This is a genomic window from Roseburia sp. 831b, from assembly GCF_001940165.2.
Lineage (GTDB): Bacteria > Bacillota > Clostridia > Lachnospirales > Lachnospiraceae > Roseburia.
Genome location: NZ_CP135162.1, coordinates 2,342,883 through 2,360,944, shown reverse-complemented (window position 1 = coordinate 2,360,944; position 18,062 = coordinate 2,342,883). Strand labels below are relative to the sequence as shown.

17 protein-coding genes are annotated in these 18,062 nt (G+C 41.5%); 16 read left to right on the top strand and 1 reads right to left on the bottom strand.

Annotation, left to right across the window (positions count from 1 at the left end; all coding sequences use genetic code 11):
• Positions 1 to 392: 392 nt before the first annotated feature.
• The 15 genes from BIV16_RS10825 (at position 393) to BIV16_RS10755 (ending at position 13,826) form a co-directional block, all read left to right on the top strand.
• The gene (locus BIV16_RS10825; RefSeq protein WP_075680799.1) at positions 393 to 1,079 is read left to right on the top strand and encodes a WecB/TagA/CpsF family glycosyltransferase; all 687 of its coding nucleotides are present in this window, start codon (positions 393 to 395) and stop codon (positions 1,077 to 1,079) included.
• Complete coding sequence (locus tag BIV16_RS10820) at positions 1,069 to 1,950, top strand: YitT family protein (RefSeq protein WP_075680798.1); 882 nt, start codon at positions 1,069 to 1,071, stop codon at positions 1,948 to 1,950. Before BIV16_RS10825 ends, BIV16_RS10820 begins: the two co-directional genes overlap by 11 nt.
• Positions 1,951 to 2,162: 212 nt before the next feature.
• The gene (locus BIV16_RS10815) at positions 2,163 to 3,251 is read left to right on the top strand and encodes a PucR family transcriptional regulator (RefSeq protein ID WP_075680797.1); all 1,089 of its coding nucleotides are present in this window, start codon (positions 2,163 to 2,165) and stop codon (positions 3,249 to 3,251) included.
• 19 nt (positions 3,252 to 3,270) lie between these two features.
• Positions 3,271 to 3,951, top strand: coding sequence for a cell division ATP-binding protein FtsE (gene ftsE, locus BIV16_RS10810; RefSeq protein WP_075680796.1), 681 nt, complete (start codon positions 3,271 to 3,273; stop codon positions 3,949 to 3,951).
• Positions 3,941 to 4,849 carry a permease-like cell division protein FtsX gene (ftsX, locus tag BIV16_RS10805; RefSeq protein ID WP_075680795.1) on the top strand — a complete coding sequence of 303 codons (909 nt, stop codon included), beginning with the start codon at positions 3,941 to 3,943 and terminating at the stop codon, positions 4,847 to 4,849. The genes ftsE and ftsX overlap by 11 nt, the downstream gene beginning before the upstream one ends.
• A gap of 4 nt (positions 4,850 to 4,853) precedes the next feature.
• Positions 4,854 to 6,137, top strand: coding sequence for a murein hydrolase activator EnvC family protein (locus BIV16_RS10800; RefSeq protein ID WP_075680794.1), 1,284 nt, complete (start codon positions 4,854 to 4,856; stop codon positions 6,135 to 6,137).
• Positions 6,138 to 6,249: 112 nt separating this feature from the next.
• The gene (locus tag BIV16_RS10795; RefSeq protein ID WP_075681030.1) at positions 6,250 to 7,566 is read left to right on the top strand and encodes a S41 family peptidase; all 1,317 of its coding nucleotides are present in this window, start codon (positions 6,250 to 6,252) and stop codon (positions 7,564 to 7,566) included.
• 10 nt (positions 7,567 to 7,576) lie between these two features.
• Positions 7,577 to 8,065 (top strand): VanZ family protein, encoded by a 489-nt coding sequence (locus tag BIV16_RS10790; protein ID WP_242940389.1) that lies wholly within the window; start codon positions 7,577 to 7,579, stop codon positions 8,063 to 8,065.
• Positions 8,066 to 8,174: 109 nt separating this feature from the next.
• Positions 8,175 to 9,312, top strand: a protein-coding gene (gene prfB, locus BIV16_RS10785) for a peptide chain release factor 2 (RefSeq protein WP_143524755.1) whose coding sequence is annotated in 2 segments (ribosomal slippage) — positions 8,175 to 8,249 and positions 8,251 to 9,312 — 1,137 coding nt in all. Because the reading frame shifts where the segments join, the coding sequence is not laid out codon by codon here.
• A gap of 13 nt (positions 9,313 to 9,325) precedes the next feature.
• Entirely contained in the window at positions 9,326 to 9,508 is a 183-nt protein-coding gene (locus tag BIV16_RS10780; RefSeq protein ID WP_075680792.1) for a hypothetical protein, read from the top strand.
• Positions 9,509 to 9,528: 20 nt separating this feature from the next.
• A complete protein-coding gene (locus tag BIV16_RS10775; protein WP_075680791.1) occupies positions 9,529 to 9,972 on the top strand; it encodes an ACT domain-containing protein in 444 nt (147 codons plus the stop codon).
• 26 nt (positions 9,973 to 9,998) lie between these two features.
• Positions 9,999 to 11,204, top strand: a complete 1,206-nt coding sequence (locus BIV16_RS10770) for a homoserine dehydrogenase (protein WP_075680790.1) — start codon at positions 9,999 to 10,001, stop codon at positions 11,202 to 11,204.
• A gap of 170 nt (positions 11,205 to 11,374) precedes the next feature.
• Positions 11,375 to 12,577, top strand: coding sequence for a cofactor-independent phosphoglycerate mutase (locus BIV16_RS10765; protein WP_075680789.1), 1,203 nt, complete (start codon positions 11,375 to 11,377; stop codon positions 12,575 to 12,577).
• A 135-nt stretch (positions 12,578 to 12,712) separates the two neighbouring features.
• Positions 12,713 to 13,411: a 5'-methylthioadenosine/adenosylhomocysteine nucleosidase gene (locus BIV16_RS10760; RefSeq protein ID WP_075680788.1), complete on the top strand. Its 699-nt coding sequence runs from the start codon at positions 12,713 to 12,715 to the stop codon at positions 13,409 to 13,411.
• Positions 13,412 to 13,691: 280 nt separating this feature from the next.
• Positions 13,692 to 13,826: a hypothetical protein gene (locus BIV16_RS10755; protein ID WP_278335608.1), complete on the top strand. Its 135-nt coding sequence runs from the start codon at positions 13,692 to 13,694 to the stop codon at positions 13,824 to 13,826.
• 195 nt (positions 13,827 to 14,021) lie between these two features.
• On the opposite strand, the gene BIV16_RS10750 is transcribed toward BIV16_RS10755, so the two are convergent.
• Entirely contained in the window at positions 14,022 to 15,281 is a 1,260-nt protein-coding gene (locus tag BIV16_RS10750; RefSeq protein WP_075680103.1) for an IS110 family transposase, read from the bottom strand.
• Between the two features lie 1,001 nt (positions 15,282 to 16,282).
• Between BIV16_RS10750 and glpK the strand changes: the two genes are divergently transcribed.
• Positions 16,283 to 17,797 carry a glycerol kinase GlpK gene (glpK, locus tag BIV16_RS10745; RefSeq protein WP_075680787.1) on the top strand — a complete coding sequence of 505 codons (1,515 nt, stop codon included), beginning with the start codon at positions 16,283 to 16,285 and terminating at the stop codon, positions 17,795 to 17,797.
• The last annotated feature ends 265 nt before the right edge of the window (positions 17,798 to 18,062 follow it).

Sequence of the window (18,062 nt, the reverse complement as noted above, 5' to 3'; positions counted from 1 at the left end):
AAATATCACGAAAAGAAGAGATTGCGATGAAAAGTTATCCACTGAAAAAAATGCAAAAAATAGGAAAAAATCAAGTTATACACGAAGTTATCCACGTTATCCACATGGATAACACCTTGATAAATGGAAAAAAAGAGGTTTACATAGTAAAATAGCAGAACATCTGTTTTGTAACAATATCATAAAGAAGTAACAAATTTGAAAAAAATTCGAAAAAAGGTTGACATTCTCAATGTAAATTTATTGCAAAAAAAGACGAAAACTGTCAGAAAATTTGCGAAATAGGATGAGCGAGGGAATGGTGCTATGGCACGACTTGAAATATTTTGTGCGTTTTGCTATACTACATGCATATATCTAAAAGAAATGATAGAAACTAGTATAGGAGCAGCATGATAAAGAAAATCGATATCTTAGGATTACAATTAGACAATTATACAGTACGCGAAGCAATCATGCGGGTGGAAACCTATTTAGGCAATAATGTACTGAACACGATAGAGAGTATTTCGATGCGGATGCTGATGGAGTCGGAACAGGATGAGGTTTTGAAAGAAGTGATTTCATCGCTGGATCTGGCTGTGATTGGTGAGAAGGAGATTTTGCAGGCAACCAAATTAAATACCATGCAGCGTATCCGTGAGACGGAGGAGAATGATTTTTTCTACGAATTTTTTAAGAGAGTAGAACGAAACCGAAAAAACGTTTTTGTGTTAGGAGAGACGACAGAGCGTGTGGAGTGGCTGAAAGAAAGATTACAGCGGGACTTTTCCAAGTTGAATCTTGTGGGAAGCTACGCAACGGAAACTTGCGTTGGGGATTTGGATGCCGTGATTAACGAATTAAATGCGACGACGCCAGACGTCATTGTTTCGGTGATTCCATCACCACAGCAGGAACATTTTTTCTTTGAGCATAAGGATAAGATGAATGCCAATATCTGGTATGGAATTGGAGATCTGGCAGTCAAACAAAAGCGCAGTATCTGGGGAAAGTTAATGAGTATTGTTCATCGGGGAAAACTAAAGAATAGTATTCAAAAGTATGATACGAAGAACGAGGATAGAAATGAAAAATAAGTTTTTTTATAATCGGTCGACACTAATGGACTACATTTGTATTTTGATTGGAACGGGACTCATTGCACTTTCGGTTCAATGTATCTACGACCCAATTAATATGGTTACAGGTGGATTTTCCGGTCTGTCGATTATTATTAAGTCTTTATCAAGTAAGGTGATAGAGGGTGGTATTCCGCTCTGGCTGTCCAACCTTATGTTGAACACGCCGGTTTTTATTATTGCCTATTTTGTAAAAGGTAAGAAATTCATTGGAAGAACCCTGGTTGGAACCATCATGCTTTCTGTCTGGCTCTATATCTGGCCGTCAGTGGATTTGACACAGGGAGATTTTACACTGTCAGCAATCTTTGGCGGTGTGATTGATGGCGTCGGCATGGGAATGGTTCTCATGTCGAAAGCGACAACCGGAGGAACAGATATGGTTGCCTCCCTGATTCAGCATAAGCTGCGTCATTATTCGGTAGTACAGATTATGCAGGTTCTAGACGGCATGATTGTGCTGGCTGGTCTGTATCTGTTCGGCGTTAAGGCAGCACTGTATGCCCTGGTTGCAATCTTTACCATTTCAAAAGTTTCGGACATGCTGATGGAGGGCTTTAAGTTTTCCAAAGCTGCGGTGATTATCACTGACCATTACAAAGAGGTTGCGGATGCCATTTTGGTTGACCTTGACAGAGGGGTAACCGGACTTTCTGCAAAAGGAATGTATTCCGGAGAGGATAAATGCATGTTGTATTGTGTCGTATCCAAAAAAGAAATTGTTGCAGTAAAAGATTTGGTTCGGAAAATTGATCCAGACGCATTTGTCATCGTGTCAGATGTGAATGAAGTGCTTGGAGAAGGTTTTCTAGAATATGCCAAAAAATGAAATTTGTTCACAATGTATAGTGGTTTACCATAACTTTTTAGAAAAAAACTTGAGGAAATGCATAAAAAATATGCTTTTCCTCTTTCTTTTTTTGCACTTTTGCATTAAAATACATGTTAGGTAATTATGATTCCGAAAACAAATGCAGATTTCTTTTGTGAAAGTTGCCGATGCAGTGTTTTGTGGAAACAAAATGAGAAGGAGCAAAGATTATGATTTCAAATCAAATACTTCAAAATACGATTGACGGATTAAAAGGAATAACAAGAATAGACTTATGTATCATTGATGTGGAAGGGAAGGTGCTTGCAGCAACATTTCCGGAAGCGGATCAGTACGTGGAGCCGGCACAGGCATTTGTAGAATCACCTGCAGACAGCCAGGTTGTGAATGGATGCCAGTTTTTTAAGGTATTTGACGATCATCAATTAGAGTACATTCTTCTTGCAAATGGAGACAGTGATGACGTCTATATGGTAGGCAAGATTGCCAGTTTCCAGATTCAGAATTTGCTGGTTGCATACAAGGAGCGTTTTGACAAGGATAATTTTATCAAGAACCTCTTGTTAGACAACCTGTTATTGGTAGATATTTACAATCGTGCAAAGAAGCTTCATATTGATACAGACGTCCGTCGAGTTGTATTTATTGTGGAAACAAACCGCGACAAAGACGGAAATGAACTTGAGAAGATTCGAAGTGTCTTTGGCGGCAAATCAAAAGATTTCGTAACGGCAGTTGATGAGAAAAATATCATTGTCGTAAAAGAAGTTGCAGAAAATGAGAGCTACAGTGACCTAAGCAAGACAGCCGATGTCATTGTGAATTTATTCCGTACCGATGCAGATACTGACGTGCATGTTGCATACGGAACAATTGTGAATGAGATCAAGGAAGTATCCCGTTCTTACAAAGAGGCCAGAATGGCATTGGATGTAGGAAAGATTTTCTTTGAAGATAAGGATGTAATTGCATACTCCACATTGGGAATCGGTCGTCTGATTTACCAGCTTCCAATTCCGCTTTGCAAAATGTTTATCAAAGAGATTTTCGACGGAAAGTCTCCGGATGATTTTGACGAAGAGACACTTACCACAATTAATAAGTTCTTTGAGAACAGCCTGAATGTCTCCGAGACATCCAGACAGCTTTATATTCATAGAAATACACTGGTATACAGATTGGATAAATTGCAGAAGTTTACAGGATTAGATCTTCGTGTTTTTGAAGATGCAATCACGTTTAAGATTGCCCTTATGGTTGTGAAGTATATGAAATACATGGAGTCATTGGATTACTAAGAGCAGTTAGGAGGTAGCCATGATAAAGTTAGACCATGTCAGCAAATCATATTCAGCTGGAATTCCGGCACTGAATGATGTGAGCCTTGACATTGAAGCAGGAGAATTTGTGTTCGTTGTTGGTGACAGTGGTTCTGGAAAATCAACTTTGATTAAGTTGCTTTTGAAGGAACTGGAGCCGACAGAGGGAACCATTACGATTAACGATAAAGAGTTAAATAAGATTAAACATAAGCAAATCCCGAAATTCCGCCGAAACATCGGTGTCGTTTTTCAGGATTTCCGCTTGTTAAAGGATAGAAATATTTATGATAATGTTGCGTTTGCCCAGAAAGTCATCGGAGCACCGACACGTTCCATCAAGAAGAATGTGCCGCTCATGCTTTCCATGGTTGGGCTTGCGGCAAAATACCGTTCTTTTCCCAAACAGTTGTCCGGTGGTGAACAGCAGCGTGTGGCAATTGCAAGAGCTTTGATTAACGAGCCAAAGATTTTGCTTGCGGACGAGCCGACCGGTAATCTGGACAACAACAATGCATGGGAGATTATGCGTCTCTTAGAGGAAATCAACAACAAGGGTACGACCGTGGTGGTTGTTACCCACAATATGGAATTTGTAAAAAAGATGAACAAACGTGTCATCACAATGAAGAAAGGTGTTGTCGTATCAGACAATAAGGGTGATGACAATGAGAATTAGTACATTTTTTTATAGCGTAAAACAGGGTATTGTCAATATCTGGAGAAACAAGATGTTCTCGCTTGCCTCGATGGCAACCATGGCAGCATGTATCTTTTTGTTTGGACTGTTTTATTCGATTGTGACAAACTTCCAGAGTATGGTAAAAGATGCAGAGTCCGGTGTTGCGGTAACTGTCTTTTTTGACAATGGAATTTCGCAGGAACAGATTGACCAGATTGGCGATATGATTAAGAAACGTGCAGAAGTTTCCAACATTGAATACATTTCGGCAGAAGACGCATGGAATGATTTTAAGGACATCTATTTTGATGGAAACGAAGAAGCAGCAAGCAGTTTTGCAAACGACAACCCACTTGCAAACTGTGCAAGTTACGAAATCTACATGAATGATATTTCCATGCAGAGTACATTGGTTACTTATCTGGAATCCGTGGATGGTGTCCGCGAAGTGAAACAATCTGAGGTTGTTGCCAATACCTTGACAGACTTCAATAAGCTGATTGGCTATATTTCGGTAGGCATTATCCTGATTCTTCTTTGTGTTGCAGTCTTTTTGATAAGCAATACCATTACCGTTGGTATTTCCGTGCGGCGTGAGGAGATTGGAATTATGAAACTGATTGGCGCGACGGATTATTTTGTCCGTGCACCGTTTGTCGTAGAAGGTATTCTGATTGGTTTGATTGGATCTGCGATTCCGCTTGGACTTTTGTATGTCCTCTATGGAAAAGTAATTGTATACATTGCAGATAAGTTCAAGTTTATCAGCAGTATGATGAATTTCCTGCCGGTAAATCAAGTGTTCCACACGTTGGTTCCGGTAGCATTGATTCTAGGTGTAGGAATTGGTTTTATTGGAAGTAGATTCACGATTAGAAAGCATTTGAAAGTATAGTAATATGAAGAAAAAAATGATTTGGAAGCGGATGATAGCAGTTGCTTTGATTTGCTGCTTATGCGGGACGTTTTTAGTGGAACGTCCTGTGTGGGCAGCTTCAGGCAGCTTGTCGGAGGCACAGTCAGAAAAGAAAGAGTTAGAAAAAGCTTTGAAAAAGGCACAGTCTCTGCTCGATGATTTAAAAGAGTCAAAGGGAGATGTGTCAGAATCAATTGCAGATTTGAATGCACAGCTTGTGACAATTTCTGCAAAGATTACAAGTTTAGAGCAGGAGCTGACAGACAAGAGCAATGCGATTGTGGATACGCAGGAACAGCTTGCGGCGGCGCAGGAGGATGCAGCGAATCAGTATGAAGACATGAAGGTTCGAATCCAGTTCATGTATGAGAATTCCCAGTCGACCTATTTACAACTACTTTTGTCGTCGAAAAGTATCTCTGAGTTTTTGAATGCTGCGGAGTATATCTCTGCCATTGAATCCTATGACCGGACAAAGTTAAAAGAGTACGAAGATACCGTTTCTTATATCGCAGATACCGAGGAGGTATTGAAGCAGGAATATGCAGACCTTGAAGATATGAAGGCTGAGGTAGAGGAACAAAAACAGGCGGTTGCGTCTTTGATGGAAAAGAAGGAGACACAGCTTGCAAGTATCGAGGATGATATTTCCGATGCGCAGACAGAAGCGGATTATTACGCTGCTGAGATTCAGGCGCAGGATGAAATGATTGCACAGATTCAGGCGGCGGAGGCTGCGAAGAAGGCAGAGGAAGCAAGAAAAGCGCAGGAAGAAGCGCAGAGACAGCAGGATGGTCAGAATACCGGTGACGGTTCGACGGATACCGGTGGAGGTGAGACACCGGCTGATGATAAGGCAAATGAGTATAATGGCGGGGCATTCCGCTGGCCTTGTCCAAGCAGTACGCGTGTGACAAGTGATTATGGAACGAGAGTTTCGCCGACAGCAGGAGCGTCATCGAATCACAAGGGAATTGATATCGGTGCAAGTTATGGAGCCGACATTGTGGCAGCAGCAGATGGAAAAGTTGTGACGGCGGCGTATAGCAGCTCCGGTGGTAACTACGTGATGATTGACCATGGAAATGGATTGTATACCGTATACATGCACGCTTCATCACTTTGCGTTTCAGCAGGGCAGAATGTGACGGCGGGACAGGTGGTCGCCAAAGTAGGAAGTACCGGTATTTCGACCGGAAACCACCTTCACTTTGGTGTATCTTTGAATGGTTCCTATGTGAGCCCGTGGAATTACCTTTCCAGATAAAAGTGAAAAGAATATGAATTTCGAAAAAACTCTGTTATTTAACAGAGTTTTTTTATATAATGAAATACAGGTGCCAGCGTAGGAAAAATTTGGCATAGGAATGGAGAGAAAGATGCAGGATCAGGAGTTGGAACGTAAAGAAGAAACACAAGAAGAAATCTTGGAAACAAAGAATCCGGGCAAAAAGCCTGGTTTTGGAAAAGGACTTATCACAGGAATTGCAGGAACAATCCTGGTAGCAGTTTTTGCTTTTTATATTGGATGCAAGGCAACAGGGACAAATATTGTCATCAGTACCGGAAATGGAACAAGTACGGTCAGCAAGGGGGATACGGCGTCCGAGATTTTAGACAAGGATACCGTCAGCAAAATCAAGGAATTAGCAGCATATGTGGATATGTATTACTATGATGAGACAGATACACAGAAGCTGCAGGATGGACTTTGCGAAGGATTGTTAGAAGGACTGGGGGATAAGTATTCTGTTTATTATACTGCGGAGGAATATGAGGCAAGCCAGATTAGTACAACAGGAGAATATTATGGAATCGGTGCCGGACTCAGACAGGATGAGGATACGATGGTTGTCTCTATTTCAAAAGTGTACGAAGGAACGCCAGCAGAGGAAGCAGGACTAAAAGATGATGATATTATCGAATCTGTTGACGATGTGGAGGCGACATCCATGGAAGTATCGGATTTGGTACAGCTGATTCGTGGGGAAGAAGGAACAACGGTTCACTTAGAGATTTATCGTCCGTCTACCGGGGAAAATATTTCCGTGGACGTAGAGCGTAAGAACGTGCAGCTCCCAAGTGTGACACATGAGATGCTCGATAATCAGATTGGTTACGTTTACATTCAGCAGTTTGAAAAAGGAACAGCAACGCAGTTCGAGGATGCGATTGCAGATTTACAGTCCCAGGGAATGAAGGCACTCGTGCTGGATGTCCGTTACAACCTAGGCGGAATGGTAACTTCTGTGGTACAGATTCTGGATGACATCTTACCGGAAGGCGTGGTTGTTTATACGGAGGATAAAAATGGAAACAGACAGGACTTCACTTCAAGTGGTGACACCTATCTGGATGTTCCAATCGCAGTTTTGGTAAACGGTGACAGTGCGTCTGCCTCTGAGATTTTAGCAGGTGCAATCAAAGATTATCAGTATGGAACTTTGATTGGTACAACCACATTTGGAAAAGGTATTGTGCAGACCATTTTCCCACTGGAGGATGGCGATGCGGTAAAACTTACGACAGCCAAATATTTTTCACCAAAAGGAAATAACATTCACGGTGTCGGAATCGAACCGGATATCGAGCTGGAATATGAATACACCGGGGATCAGGATGCAGGCTACGATAAGGCATACGACAATCAGATACAGAAAGCAATCGAAGTATTAAACGAGAAGTTGAACCAGTAAGGAGCAATTTGTGAAAAAAATAACAAAAGAATCCATCGTTACCGGAATTCTGATAATTCTTTGGATGGTTGTGATTTTTCATTTTTCCAATCAGCCGGGCGTGACGTCTGGTGAACTAAGCAGTGGTGTATGCGATGGTTTGGTTGCAAAAGTAAACCAGGCATTTTCACTTGACTGGTCCAGCCAGATGCAGCAAAAGATTGCGCAGATGATAGAATTTCCGGTTCGAAAGATTGCCCACATGAGCGAGTATGCGCTTTTGGCACTGTTGCTGTTTATGCATCTTCGCGCAGGGAAAAGGAGCAGAGGCACAAGGAAGAATGATGTGCTTGCTTTTCTTTTTACGGTGGTCTATGCCGCAACCGATGAGTTCCACCAGTATTTTATACCGGGACGCAGCGCACAGGTAAGAGACGTGCTGATTGACGCACTGGGTGCAATGCTTGGCTTGCTGCTTTGTTATCTGACTTGCGAAAAATGGAAAAATCCCTTAAAATAGATAGACGTTGGGGAAAATCCCAATAAGGTGCCAACACGGGGAGAAAGAACCGCGTGTGCCACCGAACGATATTGTAAGATAGATTTTAAAATAAGAAAGAGGTGATACTGTGGTCGAGTTAGATCAGTTTAAGACAACCCTGAATACATACAGGGAACCGCTACAGGAAGTGAGGGATTCACTTTGACCTGGCGAATAAAGAGCAAAAAATCCAGGAATTAGAGCGGGAAATGGAAGCACCGTCCTTTTGGGATGATCCGGTGGTTTCACAGAACAAGATGAAAGAGCTGAAAAGTATGAAGGACGATGTTGCCACATACGCACAGCTAAAGACACAGTTTGAAGATATGGAAACCTTAATCGAGATGGGATATGAGGAAAATGATGCCTCTTTGATTCCAGAGATTGAGGAACTTTTGCATGAGTTTACAGAAACTTACGAGGCAATTCGTATCAAGACATTGCTTTCCGGGGAATATGACAGGGACAATGCCATTGTTTCTTTACATGCGGGAGCAGGTGGAACCGAGTCCTGTGACTGGTGTTCGATGCTTTATCGTATGTATACAAGATGGGCTGCGGATAAGGGATTTGAAGTAGTAGTGTTAGATTCCCTAGACGGAGACGAGGCGGGAATCAAGTCGATTACTTTCCAGGTAAACGGGGAGAATGCCTACGGCTATCTGAAATCAGAAAAAGGGGTGCATCGTCTAGTTCGTATTTCGCCATTCAATGCGGCAGGAAAAAGACAGACTTCCTTTGCGTCCTGTGATGTTATGCCGGACATTGAAGAGGATTTGGATGTTGAGATTAACGATGATGAGATTCGAATCGACACCTATCGTTCCAGCGGAGCCGGTGGACAGCACATCAACAAGACTTCTTCTGCAATCCGTATCACGCATCTTCCGACCGGAATCGTGGTGCAGTGCCAGAATGAGCGTTCCCAGCATATGAACAAGGACAAGGCGATGCAGATGTTAAAGGCAAAGCTTTATCTGTTAAAGCAGCAGGAGAACGCAGAAAAAGCAGCGGGAATCCGTGGAGAAGTGACAGACAATGGCTGGGGCAATCAGATTCGTTCCTATGTCATGCAGCCATACACCATGGTCAAAGACCACAGAACAGGGGTTGAGACCGGAAATGTTGACAGTGTCATGGATGGAAACATCAATATGTTCATAAATGGTTACTTGAAGTGGCTGTCCTTAGGATGCCCGAAAGCAAATACTGGTATGGATTCGTAGAAGAACTTTTGACATGAAAAACCTTTTGCGGAATAGTACCCATATCAAAAGGGAATACCAGATAAAGGAAAAAGAGGTTGCGGTTGCAGCCTCTTTGTGTTATTATCTTCCTCATGAGGACAAATGTAAGCGTGGAAAGAACACAATGGGTTGTAAAGGCTTAGGCTCCTTAGAAGAGGGATGTTTTAAAATTTAAGAGAAAGGCATGTTTGGAATATGGCAGAGAAAACAGCATATTTTGTATTAAAGGAAAAAGCAGTACCTGAGGTTTTATTAAAGGTTGTCGAAGCAAAGAGACTGGTGGATTCTGGAAGGGCAGCATCGGTTCAGGACGCTACGGAAATGGTTGGAATCAGCAGAAGTTCTTTTTATAAGTACAAAGACGATATTTTCCCATTTCACGAGACAACAAAAGGAAAGACGATTACGCTGGTCATTCAGCTGGATGATGAGCCAGGTCTTTTGTCAACTGTATTGAATGTTATTGCAGAATTTCATGTGAATATTTTAACAATTCACCAGAGTATTCCGATTAACGGAATTGCATCTTTGACTTTCAGTATGGATGTATTGCCACAGACAGGAGACATCGAGGAAATGGTACATCGAGTAGAACTTTTGCCAGGCGTTCATTACGTTAAGATTTTAGCCAGAGAGTAGAACAGATTAAAAAAGTGGAGGACATCATGATTAAAGTAGCAGTAATGGGATACGGAACCATCGGTTCAGGTGTCGTAGAAGTTTTGAACATCAATAAAAGCAACATTGCAAAACGCGCCAAGGATGAAGTTGAGGTAAAATATGTACTTGACTTAAGAGACTTCCCAGGCGACCCGATGGAGAAAAAAATTGTTCACGACTACAAGACTATTTTAGAAGATCCGGAAGTTGAGATTGTAGTTGAGACAATGGGTGGCGTAGAACCTGCGTATACTTTTGTAAAAGCAATGTTAGAGGCCGGAAAACACGTTACGACATCAAACAAAGCGTTGGTTGCTGCAAAGGGTGCTGAACTGATTGCCCTTGCAAAAGAAAAGAACGTGAACTTCATGTTTGAAGCAAGTGTTGGTGGCGGTATTCCGATTATCCGTCCATTGAACTCCTGTTTAACAGCAGACGAGATTGAAGAAATCACAGGTATTGTCAATGGAACTACAAACTACATGATGACCAAAATGGCAGAGCAGGGTGCAGAATTCGATGATGTTTTAAAGGATGCCCAGGATATGGGATATGCGGAAAAAGATCCGACAGCAGACATCGAAGGATATGATTCCTGCCGTAAAATTGCGATTTTAACATCCTTAGTATGCGGACAGCAGGTGGATTACGAAGATATTCACACAGAAGGTATCACAAAGATTACTGCAACAGATATCCGCTATGCAAAGGCAATGAACCGTAAGATTAAGCTTCTTGCAACAAGTAAAAAAGTAGAGGACGGCTATGTTGCAATGGTTGCGCCATTTTTACTTCCACCGGCGCATCCGCTCTATAATGTCAACGATGTATTTAATGCTATTTTTGTGCATGGAAATGTATTAGGTGATGCAATGTTTTATGGTAGTGGTGCCGGAAAACTGCCTACTGCAAGTGCGGTTGTTGCAGACATTGTTGATATGGCGAAACACCGCAATGTGAATGTTGCAGTGGAATGGAGTTCTAAGAAGATGGAACTCGTAGACTACAAAAAATCAGAAAATAAATTTTTTGTCCGCGCAAATGCTTCAAAGGACGAGGTGGAAGCCTTGTTTGGAAACGTAACTTTTGTGGAGGCAGAAGGTGTCGAGAATGAGGTCGGATTCGTAACAGGTGTTATGAAAGAGGCTGATTTTGAGGCAAAGAAAGAACAGCTGGCAGAAGTTCTTAACGTGATTCGTGTGACAGATTAAAAAATGGGCAGGGTAATTCCTGCCTATTTGCTTATGTAATAGGAAATATTTGGCAGATTTTCTAATAGTTATGTAAGTAGGATATATCTGGCAGATTTTGTGAGAGTAAAGTAGAGATTGTTATGAATTTCACAATCTAAAACAGACTGTGAAATAGAAAAGAGGAGCATATGAAATATTTAGTCATCTTAGGGGATGGTATGGCTGACCGTCCAATCGAAAGTTTAGGAAACAAGACACCGTTAGAGTATGCAAAAACACCAACCATGGATGAACTGGCAGCAAAAGGTGAAATCGGAATGGTGCACACAATTCCAGATGGAATGAAGCCGGGCAGTGATACAGCAAACCTGTCCGTTTTGGGATATGATCCAAGAAAATATTACTCCGGCCGTTCTCCATTGGAGGCACTTAGCATCGGCGTACCAATGAAGGATACCGACGTAGCACTTCGCTGTAATATCGTAACACTTTCCGAGGAAGAGGATACTTACGAGGAACGTACCATGATTGACCACAGTGCCAGTGAAATCAGCACAGAAGATTGTGCCGTGCTGCTTGAGGCAGTCCGGAAAGAGTTAGAGACAGACATTTATCGTTTTTATTTGGGCACAAGCTACCGTCACTGCTTAATCTGGGATCATGGTGAGGTTGTAGATTTAGTGCAGCCACATGATATTTTAGGTCAGAAGATTGGTGATAAACTGCCAAAACAAAAAGATCTTTATGATATGATGAAAAAGAGTTATGACATTTTAGTGAATCATTCAATCAACATTGAGCGTAAGAAAAAAGGGCTTCATCCGGCAAATTCCTGCTGGTTCTGGGGAGCTGGAACCAAGCCATTCCTTTCTCCGTTTGAAGAGAAGACGCATTTAAAAGGTGCGATGATTTCTGCGGTTGACCTTTTGAAAGGAATTGCAGTTGGTTCTTCTATGAAAGTCATTACGGTAGACGGGGCAAATGGCGGACTTGATACTAATTATGAAGGAAAAGCCCAGGCAGCAGTGGATGTTTTAACCAAGGATAACTATGATTTTGTTTATGTTCACTTAGAAGGACCGGATGAGATGGGGCACCAGGGCAGTGTAGAAAAGAAAGTAACGGCGATTGAACGCTTAGATTCCCGTATCATCAAGCCGATTGTAGAAGGTCTTGAGGCAGCAGGTGAGGACTTTAGAATGGTAATTTTACCAGATCATCCAACGCCAATTTGCATTCGTACGCACTCTTCAGAAAGCGTGCCATACCTGCTCTATGACAGCACAAAGCCAAGAACCGAAACCTGGCATTATAATGAAAAAGAGGCAGCACAGACCGACAACTTCATTGAAAAAGGTCACAAATTAATTGAATATCTGCTACAAATGTAGTAAAATAAAATTTCCGGGGTACTTTATGTTGAGCTTATGCAGAAAGAGAAATATGCAGTTTTTGACAGAAAGAGGCGCCGGAAATTTTTGAAAATAAGGATTTGGTACCCGAATCAAATAAAATGGAGATAACAAATGAAAAAAATTGGAATTATCGGAGCGATGGAGCTCGAAGTTGAAACATTAAAATCTAAAATGCAGGTGACAAAGACAACGAAGAAAGCAAGAATGGAATTTTTTGAAGGAACCTTAAATGGCGTTTCGGTTGTCATCGTAAGAAGTGGTATTGGAAAAGTCAATGCAGCAGTCTGCGCACAGATTCTTTCCGATGTATTTGGGGTAACACACATTATCAATACCGGTATCGCAGGTTCCCTGGATGCAAGAATTGACATCGGAGATATTGTCGTTTCCACAGATGTGTTACAGCATGATATGGATGTGCGTGTCTTTGGCTATCCGCTTGGTGAGGTGCCACAGCTTGGAACATTAAGTTTCCCTGCTGATGAGAAGATGGCGGAACTTGCAAAGAGTGTCTGTGAAAAAGTGAACACAGAAATCAAAGTATTCCAGGGACGTATTGTCAGCGGAGACCAGTTCATCTGTGATAAAGAAGTAAAAGACAACATTGTATCCAATTTCCATGCACTCTGTACCGAGATGGAAGGAGCTGCAATCGGCCAGGCTGCATACTTAAATGAAGTGCCTTTTGTCATTTTACGTGCAATCTCTGATAAAGCAGATAACTCAGCAGAGATGGACTACCCAACCTTTGAGAAAAAAGCTGCAGAACACTGCGCAAAATTAGTGGAAGAGTTCATTGCTGAATTGTAATAGGAAAAAGGCAACAATGGAACTTTTGATGGAAAAGTAAGAAGAATTACCATCGGAAGTTCTTGTAGAAACGAGCTATAAAGCATAAAGTCAATTGAACCGCGTTCCTGCGATATGTTCTCTACTGGTCGAATAGAGAGATATCGCAGGAACGCGGTTCCTTTTTGTTTGGATAGAGTAGTGGTGTAAATAGAAAATGAAATGATTCAAAAGTATTTCTTTGCGCGGGCAGTGAGAAACATGGGTACTTACAAGAAATTTGACGAGTACAGTGAGAAGCATGAGTACTTACAGGAAATTTGACGAGTACAGTGACAACGATGAGAAACTTGAAAAGCATAGTTCTCATAGTTTGGTGCTGTCTATCATCACAGACGTAGTGGTGTATGCGGGTGTTGTGAATGTGGCAAAATAGCATGTCTTTTTTCAGGTATGACCTTGTAAGGTGGTATTGGTTTGAAAAACTGCGAGTCTATTATATAGGTAATAATTACGTATAAAGGTTAAAGTTTGAAACAAACAAGTAGAGGACAGCCTAAAAATAAAGAGCATAGCAAATAAACCGCCTAAGCAGTCGGTTTTAAAAATTGAATATATACACAACACCTAATCAGGTAACAGGAACAACATCATCTTTGATAATGTAGCCTCGCTGCTTCATTAAATTAAGTGCCTGTGAAGTAGTCAATACTTTGGATTTATTCACAGGTCGCGATTCAAGAAAACCTTCAGGCGTATATGGTTTTAGATCTGTGAGTATGTGCCAGATAGCGGTCAGGATCATACGACAGATGGCAATGATAGCTTTCTTGTGACCACGACGTGCTTTTATACGTCGATAACGGTTTGTAAATTCTGGGTGTTTCTTGGATTTGATTAAAGCATTTGCAACTTGCACCAAAACTGGTTTAAAATAAGAACCAGCACGGGAAATCCTAGTGGATTTGATTTTATGATTGCTTTGATCATTACGGGGACAACATCCAGCCCATGATATGAGGTTTTTAGCTGTGGGGAAGACAGACATATCACCTCCGATTTCAGAAAGCACCTGAATAGCAGTCATTGGGGTCTTATCGAATCCAGGTACGGTTCGTATAAGATTGAGAATGCTTTCATACTTATCACTGAGACGAAAGATTTCCCGTTCTATTTCTACTTTGTGCATTTCTAATTCATCAATGTGATTTAAACATTGTCTGAGCTTTACAGCTTGTTGTTTGGATATGGCACCATCAACAGCAGCTTGTATTTCTTCGGTAGGAGTCTTACATCTGCTATCCACAAAAGGTGACACATCAAATGTTTCCCCAGGGTGTTGTAAAATCTGTTCCGTAATGGAACGGGAGGATTTACCAAATATATCAGAAAAGACATCATCCAGTTTTAAGTTAGAAACAGTAAGACAGTTATGAGCACGATTCTTCTCACCGGTGATCATACAAGTGAGTTTGAAACGGTATCTTACTAAATCTCTTAATTCACGGATGTCAGCCGGTGGAATAAAGGAAGGTTTTACCATTCCACACATATATAGGTCACAAATCCATTTAGCATCCTTGCGGTCAGTCTTGTTGCCTTTTTGCGGTTTGGTATATTTGGGGTGGGAAAGAGTAACCCAGATGTTATTCTTCTCCAGAACATTAAAAACAGGGATCCAGTACTTACCGGTAGATTCCATGCAGACATCCGTACAGTTGTATTTGGAAAGCCAGTCACACAGCTCCTGCAGACCTTTGGTAAAGGAAGAAAAGCGGGCTTCTTTATACTCGGTACGTTTCAGGGAATCAGTTATGCCGATACAGGCATAGATCCAGGTTTTGTGGACGTCAAGACCACAACAGTTATTTTTGAGAATTTTAAACGACAATAAAAGTACCTCCTGATGATTTAGCGTTATAAAACTGACAGTGACTGGTCATCCGGCAAAATCGAGTCGACTTTGGAAGAGATAAGTTTACGGGCTACGTTATGCGCCAATCATTGATGCCTTAACGGATGACCGACAACAAATAATTATACGAGGTCGCCGCTATACAGCCCCGCCACTCACCTCCACGTGTTCTGTAGTGTGTCAGTCTTATAGGTAAATAATATCAGAAGGAATATAAATTAGAAAAGCGGAAGTTAGCCAAAGTGTTTCATGACGCATTGGTGCCTTTCGCAGAAAGGCGGATTATAATTATGAAAACTGCGAGTCCACGACATGGGTAATGTTTAACTATAAAGGTTAAATTATGAAAACTGTGAGTTCACGACATAGGGTGATAGAGGTTTAGGTGTTTTTTAACAACTTATGCGATTTCTACTCTAATCATAGTCTGTCAATGGAGTAGAAAATCTAAGAATCCTAAAAAAGCACCTAAAGCCGCCAGGTCAATAGAGCAGAAAATCTAAAAATCCACAAAAACCACCTAAAGCCATGCTTAATCCGCCAAATAAAGTGGAACGCCCAGCCCCAAGGAAACCATCCAAACCATCCTACATAAGTCAATAGTTAAAAATTTAACATACATTTGTGTGATATGACAAAGAAGAAAGAAGAAAAAAGAAAAAGAAAATGTAAAAATGCACAAAAAAATATTTGTAATTCAACTACATTTGTGCTATAATACAAATAAATCAAATACAGTGGAATCGGAGAGTGGAGATGATTTTATTTCTTATGGCTGGATGGGGCCAGCAGTAGGAATTATTTTCGTGGCCGCTTTTAGAAATGGGGTTAAAAGAAAGTGGTTCTCATTGCTTCACCGGGGAACTTCGATTTCAGGGAATAGCAGCCATGGATGTATAGAGAGGGACATCCCCGGCTGCTATTCCAATGTATCGGGTTGTAAATTAATAAGGGGCATAATGAAGGAGGTTTCTTACATGGCAAAATATGTGATGGCATTAGATGCCGGTACGACAAGCAACCGTTGTATTTTATTCAATGAGGCAGGCGAAATCTGTTCTATGGCACAGAAAGAGTTTCGTCAATTTTTCCCAAATCCTGGTTGGGTAGAGCATGATGCAAATGAGATTTGGTCATCCATGCTTGGAGTATCCGTAGAGGCAATGAATATGATTGGAGCGACTGCGGCTGATATTGCAGCAATTGGTATTACAAATCAGCGTGAGACATCCATCGTTTGGAATAAAGAGACAGGAGAACCAATTTATAATGCAATTGTATGGCAGTGCCGCCGTACGTCAGATATTGCAGATGGCTTGAAGAAAAAAGGATTAGAAGAGTGTTACCGCAAGAAGACAGGACTTATCATTGATGCCTATTTCTCTGCGACAAAGATTAAGTGGATTTTAGATAATGTGAAGGATGCCAGAAAATTAGCAGAAGAAGGAAAACTTCTGTTTGGTACCGTTGAGACCTGGTTAATCTGGAAGTTTACGAAAGGTGCTGTTCATGTAACAGATTATTCCAATGCATCTAGAACCATGTTGTTTAATATTAACGATTTATGCTGGGATAAAGAGATTTTGGAAGAACTTGATATTCCAGAATCGATGCTTCCAACACCGGTACCATCCAGCCAGGTTTATGGTTATACGGACCCGTCTTTCTTAGGGGACGAGATTCCGATTGCAGGTGCAGCCGGAGACCAGCAGGCAGCCCTGTTTGGACAGACCTGTTTTAAGAAAGGGGAAGCCAAGAATACGTATGGAACCGGATGTTTCCTTTTGATGAATACAGGAGAAAAGCCGGTATTTTCCAAGAATGGGCTTGTTACCACAATTGCGTGGGGCTTAGATGGAAAAGTAAATTATGCGCTGGAAGGTTCTATTTTCGTGGCAGGGGCAGCAATCCAGTGGCTTCGTGACAATATGAGAATGATTGATTCCTCCATGGATTCAGAATATATGGCAAAAAAAGTACACGGTACACATGGCTGTTATGTAGTGCCGGCATTTACCGGACTTGGTGCGCCACACTGGGATCAGTATGCAAGAGGAACGATTGTCGGAATCACACGTGGAACGAACAAGAATCATATCATTCGTGCCACCTTGGAATCTATCGCACTTCAGGTATGTGATGTCATCGATGCAATGCGCGCGGATGCAGGCATTGATTTGTCCTCATTGAAAGTGGATGGTGGTGCAAGTGCCAATAACTTTTTAATGCAGTTCCAGGCAGACATGATTGACGCTCCGGTCAAGAGACCAAAATGCGTTGAGACGACAGCACTTGGTGCTGCATACTTAGCAGGTCTTGCAGTCGGCTATTGGAGCAGCAAAGAAGAAGTGGTAAACAATCAGGCAATAGACCGCGTTTTTGAGCCTGAGATGTCCGAGGAAGAGCGTCATGCAAAACGAAAAGGCTGGAACAAAGCGGTAAAATACGCATATGGATGGGCAAAAGACAACCCAGATGACGAAGAAGAATAATCCATTTGTTGAAAGAGAAAGATGCAGGAGCAAGGGTGACTTTGCGCCTGCATTTTTAGGTTACAGGAGAAAAGTGTAAGATGTGTTTCTCATAGAGAAAAGTGTAGAAGTTTTTTATAGGATTCGGGTGTCAAAAGGTTGCTTACAGTTTTCTTACTGGCAAATTACACAATGACAAGCCAATTTTGTTCCGATGAGCGAACATAAGAAAAATCTAAGTATGCCTGTTTCCTCAAAGTCACAAAAATAGTCTTGTCTTTGTGCA